This window comes from Thermogutta sp. (genome assembly GCF_039793925.1).
Classification (GTDB): Bacteria; Planctomycetota; Planctomycetia; order Pirellulales; family Thermoguttaceae; genus Thermogutta.
This window is the reverse complement of the sequence record NZ_JBAMME010000173.1, coordinates 1-1092: the sequence shown is the minus strand read 5'-3', so window position 1 is coordinate 1092 and position 1092 is coordinate 1. Positions and strand designations below refer to the sequence as shown.

The 1092-nt window shown below is 53.4% G+C and carries 1 protein-coding gene; it reads right to left on the bottom strand.

Annotated elements, in window-relative coordinates; genetic code table 11:
* Nucleotides 1–351 precede the first annotated feature (351 nt).
* The coding region (locus tag ABJK56_RS06625; protein ID WP_347243877.1) for an ABC transporter substrate-binding protein at nucleotides 352–1092 on the bottom strand (741 nt) is incomplete at its 5' end.

Here is a 1092-nt window from a genome sequence, read left to right as displayed (position 1 = left end):
CGAAGGTGTTGGAGGAGAGGCGGGGGATAGGATCGCTGTCAACCTGCTTCTGAACAATGGAATGACCCAGGAGGAGGTCTTACGCACCCTCCGCGAGGTTCAGGGGGATTTCTTCCCAATTGATGCATCATGAGGGTGCGGAAGATCTGAGCTAATTGAGGTAATGTCCACGTGCTCGCTCCGAGCCGCTTCAGTGTCCATCGCTGTCCGGCCGCGTTGTGGCTCGGGCCTAGCCGTTTGCGCGCTACACGATTAACGGAACCCAACTAACGGTATCAATACCAATCGGCGATCAATTTTGAATTATTTGCAAAGCGCATCAAATAAAAACTTTAGATTTAATGTTACGAATTAAGGAAATATGCCAAATTGTGGACTCGTCACTGCCAGCTGAGGCGGCCACACCACTTCCGTATATATGGAGTTGCTGGTGGAGTTCCAGAAGGCCTCCACCGCCACGGGGCTATAATCTACCTCGTGGAAGTTGTTGAACAGCGTGCCCCGAGCTGTCGGACTTACAAGCATCACTAACTGTGGGGGTGGCGCCATGGTGTCGAGCGCGTGTATTACGGCCGTGTTATTCACGCTTCCTGCGTCCTCTAGCGCGTACGCCGCAATCCATATGGGGTCATATCCAGATGCCCCCATCTGTCCTCCTATATGGCCAGAATACGCGTAGTATGCGGCTCTGAAGGAATCCCATTTGGCATTTATGGTCGCGTTGGCGGTGTCCGAGAGCTCCGACATTGCCACCGGAAATATCGTTCCAGTGGCAGCTTGGCCCGCAGGACCGTAGAATGAGGGGTCGTTCGTTATGCCGCCCGAGCCGGTGATGAGGATGCCCTTAAGCGCCGGAGTCTCTGCCGCCTGCCGAACGAATGCGGTCAGCTCAATGGGGAAGGACGCTGTCACTATCGCATTTAAATGCTCAGTTGTCAGTTTGCTTATTATTGTCTGGAACTGGGTGTTGCCGAACGGATACCACTCTACATCCACTATCTGTAACTGGTTCTGCCACCCATTCTTGTATATCGTGTAGTTGAGGCCCCAGAGGTAGTTCATGCCGTACTCAGTGTTCTGCCCCACGAATGC